Below are 7,395 nucleotides of genomic sequence, written 5' to 3'. Positions count from 1 at the left end.
GTGCTTTCGATGTAGTCGCGGCTTTGCTTCAACGCGGCGCGCGAGGAGTCGGCCAGCGCCACTTTCAGGTAGGGCGCGCGCGATACGTTGCCGACCTGCTGCGCGGTGAGGTTGAAGCCGTCGATGGTGATGGTTTGCATGGGGATCCTTTGCCTTCCGTTTGGTCTGCTTGCAGCCATGGCACCAGGGGTGCCTGCCGCCGGCAGGCTGCCCTGGTGGAATCGCTGGGTGATGGTTTATTTCGCGCCGGCCTCGAACCAGGCGCCGATCAGGGCGCGCTCGTCATCGGTCATCTGTGTCATGTTGGCCAGCGGCATGTCCTTGGTCTGCACCGCGCGCTGGTAGATCTTGGCGGCGTGCTGGCGGATCAGCTCGGGCGTTTGCAGCATCATCCCGGCCGGCGCGGTGGCGAAGCCGGCCTGGGTCGGCTGCGCCGAGTGGCAGCTGGCGCAGCGCTGGGTGATCACTTCCTGCACGCGGCTGAAGTCTACGCCGCCGCTTGCCGCCGCGACAGGTACACTTTCGCCCGGATTGGCCGTGACGGCTACGGCGTTTGCGGCAGGCCGCGGCGCCGGCTTCGGTGCAATGGCGATGGCCACGGCCAGCAGCAGGATCACGCCGGCGATCGGGTAGCCCACCGACACCTTGCCCTTGTGGCGCAGGTTGAAGAAGTGACGGATCAGCACGCCGGCCGCCATGATCGCCGCCAGCACCAGCCAGCTGTACGCATGGGTGTAGGTCATCGCGTAGTGGTTGCTGATCATGATGAACAGGATCGGCAGCGTGAAATAGTTGTTGTGCACGCTGCGCTGCTTGCCGCGACGGCCGTGGATGGGATCGGGCGACTTGCCCTCCTTCATCGCCTCCACCAGCTTGCGCTGGCCGGGGATGATCACCATCAGCACGTTGCCCACCATGATGGTGCCGATCATCGCGCCCACATGGATGTAGGCGGCGCGGCCCGACAGCAGGTGCGTCAGCATGAAGGCCACCGCCACGATGAAGACGAACATCACCAGGCCCAGTAGCCCTTCCTTCTTGCCCAGCGGCGAACGGCACAGGACGTCATAGACGATCCAGCCCGCCACCAGCGTGCCGACGCCCACGCCCACCGCCTCCAGGCCGGTGAGATTGGCCACCGACTTGTCGACCATCATGGCCGAGGCGTTGAAGTAATAGACGATGAACAGCATGGCGATGCCGGTGATCCAGGTGGCGTACGCCTCCCACTTGAACCAGTGCAGCTCTTCCGGCAGCTCGGCCGGCGCCACGAGATATTTTTGCGGGTTGTAGAAACCGCCGCCGTGCACGGCCCACAGCTCGCCGGACACGCCCTTCTTTTCCAGATCGCTGCCGGCCTTGGGCGGACGGATCGAGTTGTCCAGCCAGACGAAATAGAACGATGCGCCGATCCAGGCGATACCGGTGATCAGGTGCAGCCAACGCACCAGGAGGTTGGCCCATTCCACGCCGTACGATACCAATAATGCTTCCATGTCTTCCCCTACTCTGGATTCCCGTCCGCCACCGCGACTTACTCCGGACAGGCGAGGCATTGCCTCAGGAAAGGGCCGCGATGAAAGCCTATCCTTCCCGCGCAGGCATGGCTGGCGCGCGGCGACGATGCCGCGCGGCAATGCAAATCTGTGTGGATGAGGGGCTTCCAGCGCGCCGGGAAGCCGCATGGGCGCGCCGCGCCCTGCCGGTCTCCTGACGTCGCTGCCGCTGCGACCCGATGGCTGCGCGCTGTGTTTGGCGCGCCATCTGTTATTTACGATCTTTGCTTCGTACCAGGCGCCCTCGTGAGGCGAACGTTTTCCGTGGCTCGGACCGATTGCACGAACGATAAACGCGCGGCATGCACCAAAACATGGCCTTGCACGTATATTTGACATACGCGCTTCCATATACAAAAATGAGTCGAAAATGTGGGACGCTTGCGGTCGCGCGCAATTTACCGATATCAACCAAGCTCAAGTCCAACGGGCCACCAAGCCGAGACGAGAGCCACAAAGGCCGCAGAGACCGGCCGGCGCGCAGCGATGGCACATGATCAAAGAATCCGAACGGGCGCTTCATCGGCCGGCAATTCCTGAGGATTGCCGACGGGCATGATGTTTGCTGCCCTGCATGCCATCACCGCAAGACCAAGTGACGAATCAACCGGCATTCGCGTGTGCAGACGCGGGCGCCACCAGAGTGAACGAAAAACCGTCACCTGCTTTTAGTAGCTCGTTGGGCAATCACCATGCCCCAGAACGAAGAACCCGGAGACATCCACATGTCCAGGCTGCCTGACCATCTCGATATCCACCTCATCCGCATCCTCTACCTGCTGCTGTGCGAAAAGAATGTTTCGCGCGTGGCGCTGAAGCTGAACCAGCCGCAGCCCTCGATCTCGGCCTCGCTGCGCAAGCTGCGCGAGCTCACCGGCGACCCGCTGCTGGTGCGCGGCGCGCGCGGCATGGTGCCGACCCAGCACGGCGAGAGCCTGTTGAAGCCGGCCAAGCGCATCCTGGACGAGACCGAGCGCCTGTTCGTGCCCAAGACCGCCTTCGTGCCGCAGGAGGAAGAGCGCACCTTCCACATCGCCGCGCCGGACTACATGAATACGCCCTTCTTCACCGAGGTGATCGCGCGCCTGCGGCGCGAGTCGCCGCGCAGCCACATCGTGATCCACGCGCTGGGACCGGAGACCGACTACGTGCGCCTGCTCTCGGACGGCGAGCTGGACCTGGTGATCGCCAACTGGGACGAGCCGCCGCCGCACCTGCATCTCTCCAAGCTGTTCGACGACCCCATCGTGTGCCTGATGCGCGCCGACTGCGCCTACGCCAAACGCACCGCGCGCGACGCCATGACCATCGAGGATTACCTCTCGCTGCCGCACGCCGCGCCCTCGCAGATCCTGCCCGGCTACCACGGCACCATCGACACCTTCCTGGAAAAGCAGAACCTGCACCGCAACGTGGTGGTGGAGTCCGCCCACTTCCGCATGCTGCCCTACATGGTGGCGCAGACCGACCTGGTGCTGACCGCCGGCCAGCAGTTCGCCAGCTTCTATGAAAAGCTGCTGGCCCTGAAAAGCTACACCGTGCCGATCAAGTTTCCGCCGCTGCGCTTCTACCAGCTGTGGCACGAGCGCGTGCACCAGGCCACCGAACACAAGTGGCTGCGCGCCCAGGTCAGCGCGGCCGCCAAGCTGGTCGCACAAGTGCGCAGCTGAGTCCGTCCTCCGGGGCCGCGCGCCGGTCGCTGGAACGAAATATGCAAGCAGGATGGCGTCCACCCCAGGAGTCGCCATGCCGACCATTCCCCACCGGCTCTCACCCGCAGACGTCGCCGCAGGCCGTCCCAGCCGCGCTTCATATATCGGCGGCTCGCCAGCCGGTATGCCGTGCCTTATATATCGGGCCCACCGGATTGCATTAGTATCCGAAGCACCAGTCCTGCACCCGCGCCCAGAAGCGGGGCAAGAACTGAGAGCGGGTCATGAGCTGCATCGGCTTCTGACACGCTCTGAACCGGAACCACAACTTCAATCGACAAGGCACGCCCTCCACCATGCACGCACAGGGCGCGGTCACATGTCAGGTTCCCTATAAAAATCAACAGGAGACAGCCATGCAAACCCAAAGCCATCCGGTGGATGAACGCCTACCCGTATTCAAATTGTTCGCGCTCGGCATGCAGCACGTGCTGGTCATGTACGCCGGCGCCATCGCCGTGCCGTTGATCATCGGCGGCGCACTGAACCTGCCCAAGTCCGAAATCGCCTACCTGATCAGCGCCGACCTGTTCTGCTGCGGCCTGGTCACCATCATCCAGAGCGCGGGCATCTGGAAGTTCGGCATCCGCATGCCGGTCATGATGGGCGTAACCTTCGCCGCCGTCGGGCCGATGGTGGCGATGGCCAACAATCCCTCGCTCTCGATCCTGCACATCTACGGAGCGGTGATCGCCTCTGGCCTGTTCTGCATCCTGGCCTCGCCCTACATGAGCAAGCTCATGCGCTACTTCCCGCCGGTGGTCACCGGCACCGTGATCACGGTGATCGGCGTCTCGCTGATGGGCGTGGGCATCAACTGGGCCGCCGGCGGCCAGCCTGTGATCGGCAAGCTGGTGGACGGCGTGTTCGTGAAGGTGCCCAACCCGGACTACGGCTCGCCGCTGTCGCTGTCGATTGCCGCCGTAGTGCTGGTCTCGATCCTGCTGATCACCAAGTACACCCGCGGCTTCATCTCCAACATCTCGGTGCTGATGGGCATGGTGGTGGGCTTCGTGATCGCCTTCGGCCTGGGCAAGATCAGCTTCGACGGCCTGGACGCGGCTGACTGGTTCGCCATGATCCGCCCCTTCCACTACGGCATGCCGCAGTTCGACATTCCCTCCATCATCAGCATGTGCCTGGTGATGATCGTGACCATGATCGAATCCACCGGCATGTTCATGGCCCTGGGCGACATCGTCGGCAAGAAGGTCGATGACAAGACCCTGGCGCGCGGCCTGCGCGTGGACGGCCTGGGCACCGTCATCGGCGGCGTGTTCAATACCTTCCCCTACACCTCGTTCTCGCAGAACGTCGGCCTGGTGGGCGTGACCGGCATCCGCAGCCGCTTCGTGTGCGTGGCCGCCGGCGTGATCCTGATCGCCTTCGGCCTGTTCCCCAAGATGGCCCACGTGGCGGCATCGATCCCGCAGTTCGTGCTGGGCGGCGCCGGCATCGTGATGTTCGGCATGGTGGCGGCGACCGGCATCAAGATCCTGTCCAAGGTCGACTTCCACACCAACCGCAACAACCTGTTCATCGTCGCCATCAGCATCGGCGTGGGCATGATCCCGATCGTGGCCCCCACCTTCTTCGACAAGATGCCGCCGTTCCTGGGCACCATCTTCCACAGCGGCATCCTGCTGGCCTCGGCCATGGCGGTGGCGCTGAACCTGTTCTTCAACGGTCGCGGCAGCGAGGAAGACGTGGCGCGCTACGCGGTGGCGGCAGCGCAAAGTTCGGACCATTGATCCCGGCCAAGGGGCAGCGCGCATCAGCACCATATCGCTTATATGCGCTGTCCCATATCCCCGTGATAAGCCAAAACGCATATCGTCCAGATGAAACCGTTGATGCCAATCCAGCCCAGATGTTTTAAAGTCTAGGCTACGCACGAATCCCCTCCCGGCCCGCCCTAGGCGGCGTCGTGAGCGACATTCCCGCGCAACAATTGCGGCCGACAATCGTGAAAACCAGACGCGGCGGCAAGCACGAAACACCCAAGACACGACACCGGACACAACCGAAGGGACCTGGCGGAGAACCCGCCCGGCAAGCACATGACGACGACACTGGAACAACTCAACCATGCCGAGGCCTCGGCCTTCATCGCCGCCCTGCATGGCATCTACGAGCATTCGCCCTGGATCCCCGAGCGCGCCGCCGGGCAACGTCCGTTCCGCAACCTGACGGCGTTCAAGCTGGCGCTGCAAAAGGTGGTCACCGACGCCACCCGCGCCGAGCAGCTGGGCCTGATCCGCGCCCACCCGGAGTTGGCGGGCAAGGCCGCCATCGCCGGCGAGCTGACCGCCGAATCCACCGGCGAGCAGGCCCGGGCCGGACTGAACCTGTGCTCGCCGGAAGAGTTCGCCGCCCTGCAGAAGCTCAACGCCGACTACAACGCCAGGTTCGGCTTCCCCTTCATCCTGGCGGTCAAGGGCCCCACCGGCGCCGGCCTGACGCGCCAGCAGATCATCGCCACCTTCACCCGCCGCCTGCGCAACCAGCCCGAGGATGAGCTGCGTGAAGCGCTGCGCCAGATCGGCCGCATCGCTGAGATGCGCATCAACGACCTGCTCGGCCACAAGCCCGCGCTGGGCGCCACCGTGATGCAATGGGCCGAGGAAATCGGCGCGCTGTCGGAAGACGAAGGCGCGCTCACCTGCACCTACCTGACCGAGACCCACCGCCGCACCGCCGACCAGATCGCGCACTGGATGCGCGAGGCCGGCATGCATGTGCACATCGACGCGGTCGGCAACGTGGTCGGCCGCTACCTCTCCACCGACCCGCAGGCCAAGACGCTGCTGACCGGCTCGCACTACGACACGGTGCGCAACGGCGGCAAGTACGACGGCCGCGAAGGCATCCTGCTGGCCATCGCCGCCGTGAAGGAACTCAACGCCCGCGGCGAGACCCTGCCATTCCACTTCGAAGTGATCGGCTTCTCGGAAGAAGAAGGCGTGCGCTTCAAGAGCACCTTCCTGGGCAGCAACGCCGTGACCGGCCAGTTCGACCTGAAGCTGCTGGAGTTGCAGGACCGCGACGGCATCAGCATGCGCGAGGTCATCACCCAGGCCGGCCACGACGTCGCCGCCATCCCGCAGATCGCGCGCGACCCGTCCGACATCCTCGGCTATGTGGAAGTCCACATCGAACAAGGCCCGGTGCTGCTCAACCGCGACCTGCCGGTGGGCATCGTCACCTCGATCGCAGGCAGCTCACGCTACCTGGTCGACCTGAAGGGCGTGGCCAGCCACGCCGGCACCACGCCGATGGACATGCGCAAGGACGCCGCTGCCGCCGCCGCCGAGATCATCCTCTACGTGGAGCAGCGCTGCTCGCAAGACCAGCACGCCTCGCTGGTGGGCACGGTCGGCCAGCTGCAGGTCTCGCGCGGCTCGACCAACGTCATCCCCGGCAACTGCCAGCTCTCGCTCGACATCCGCGCCGCCCGCGACGACATCCGCCTGGCGGCCGTGGCCGACGTGCTGGACAAGATTGAAGAGATTTGCGAGCGCCGCGGCATCGAGGCGAAGGTAGAAGAAACCGTCTCCGCCCCAGCCGCCCCCTGCGCCCCGTGGCTGATGCAGCAACTCGCCGCCGCCACCGAACGCGCCGGCATCCCCGCCTTCGAACTCGCCTCCGGCGCCGGCCACGACGCCATGGCCATCGCCAGAATGACCGACGTCTGCATGCTCTTCACCCGCTGCGGCAACGGCGGCATCAGCCACAACCCGCTGGAGACCATGACCGCGGACGACGCCGAAGTCTCAGGGCAGATCCTGCTGGATTTCCTGCGCAGCTTCAAAGCGGAAGCTTGAGGTTACTTGTTCGTTCGGGCGCCGGTGTGGTGCGACGAACGACACTGGGTCCCGGCCTTCGCCGGGACGACGGATGAAACAAGATAGCGAGCCAGCGCATCGAAGCCGCAGGCGAGCAGCAAGCAAAGCGAGGCCGAAGGCGAGGATGAGCAGAGGCGATGCCGAAGGCGAGCGCCATCCCGATGCCACAGGCGAGGCGGATGGTATTTCCCCTTGTGGGCCAGCCGGCGGAGTGCGCTGAAAAATGGATCAGCAAGGCAACCGGAGCGCAGCGACTTTGCCTTGCCCATTTTTCAGCGCACT

General features: G+C 64.6%; 4 protein-coding genes. 3 read left to right on the top strand and 1 reads right to left on the bottom strand.

Translation table 11 applies throughout. The annotated features are described in order from the left end of the window. Positions 1-236: 236 nt before the first annotated feature. Entirely contained in the window at positions 237-1,496 is a 1,260-nt protein-coding gene (locus tag J8I26_RS22380; protein WP_209609408.1) for a urate hydroxylase PuuD, read from the bottom strand. Positions 1,497-2,281: 785 nt separating this feature from the next. Between J8I26_RS22380 and J8I26_RS22375 the strand changes: the two genes are divergently transcribed. The 3 genes from J8I26_RS22375 to J8I26_RS22365 all read left to right on the top strand — a co-directional run bounded on the left by J8I26_RS22375 (position 2,282) and on the right by J8I26_RS22365 (position 7,092). Further along, positions 2,282-3,226, top strand: coding sequence for a LysR substrate-binding domain-containing protein (locus J8I26_RS22375; protein ID WP_209609406.1), 945 nt, complete (start codon positions 2,282-2,284; stop codon positions 3,224-3,226). 398 nt (positions 3,227-3,624) lie between these two features. Next, the gene (locus tag J8I26_RS22370) at positions 3,625-5,019 is read left to right on the top strand and encodes a nucleobase:cation symporter-2 family protein (protein ID WP_209609404.1); all 1,395 of its coding nucleotides are present in this window, start codon (positions 3,625-3,627) and stop codon (positions 5,017-5,019) included. Between the two features lie 309 nt (positions 5,020-5,328). After that, positions 5,329-7,092 carry an allantoate amidohydrolase gene (locus J8I26_RS22365; protein WP_209609402.1) on the top strand — a complete coding sequence of 588 codons (1,764 nt, stop codon included), beginning with the start codon at positions 5,329-5,331 and terminating at the stop codon, positions 7,090-7,092. The last annotated feature ends 303 nt before the right edge of the window (positions 7,093-7,395 follow it).

Origin of the sequence: Herbaspirillum sp. LeCh32-8, from assembly GCF_017814915.1 — a bacterium.
Taxonomy (GTDB): domain Bacteria; phylum Pseudomonadota; class Gammaproteobacteria; order Burkholderiales; family Burkholderiaceae_D; genus Herbaspirillum.
This window is presented reverse-complemented; position numbering and strand designations above follow the sequence as displayed.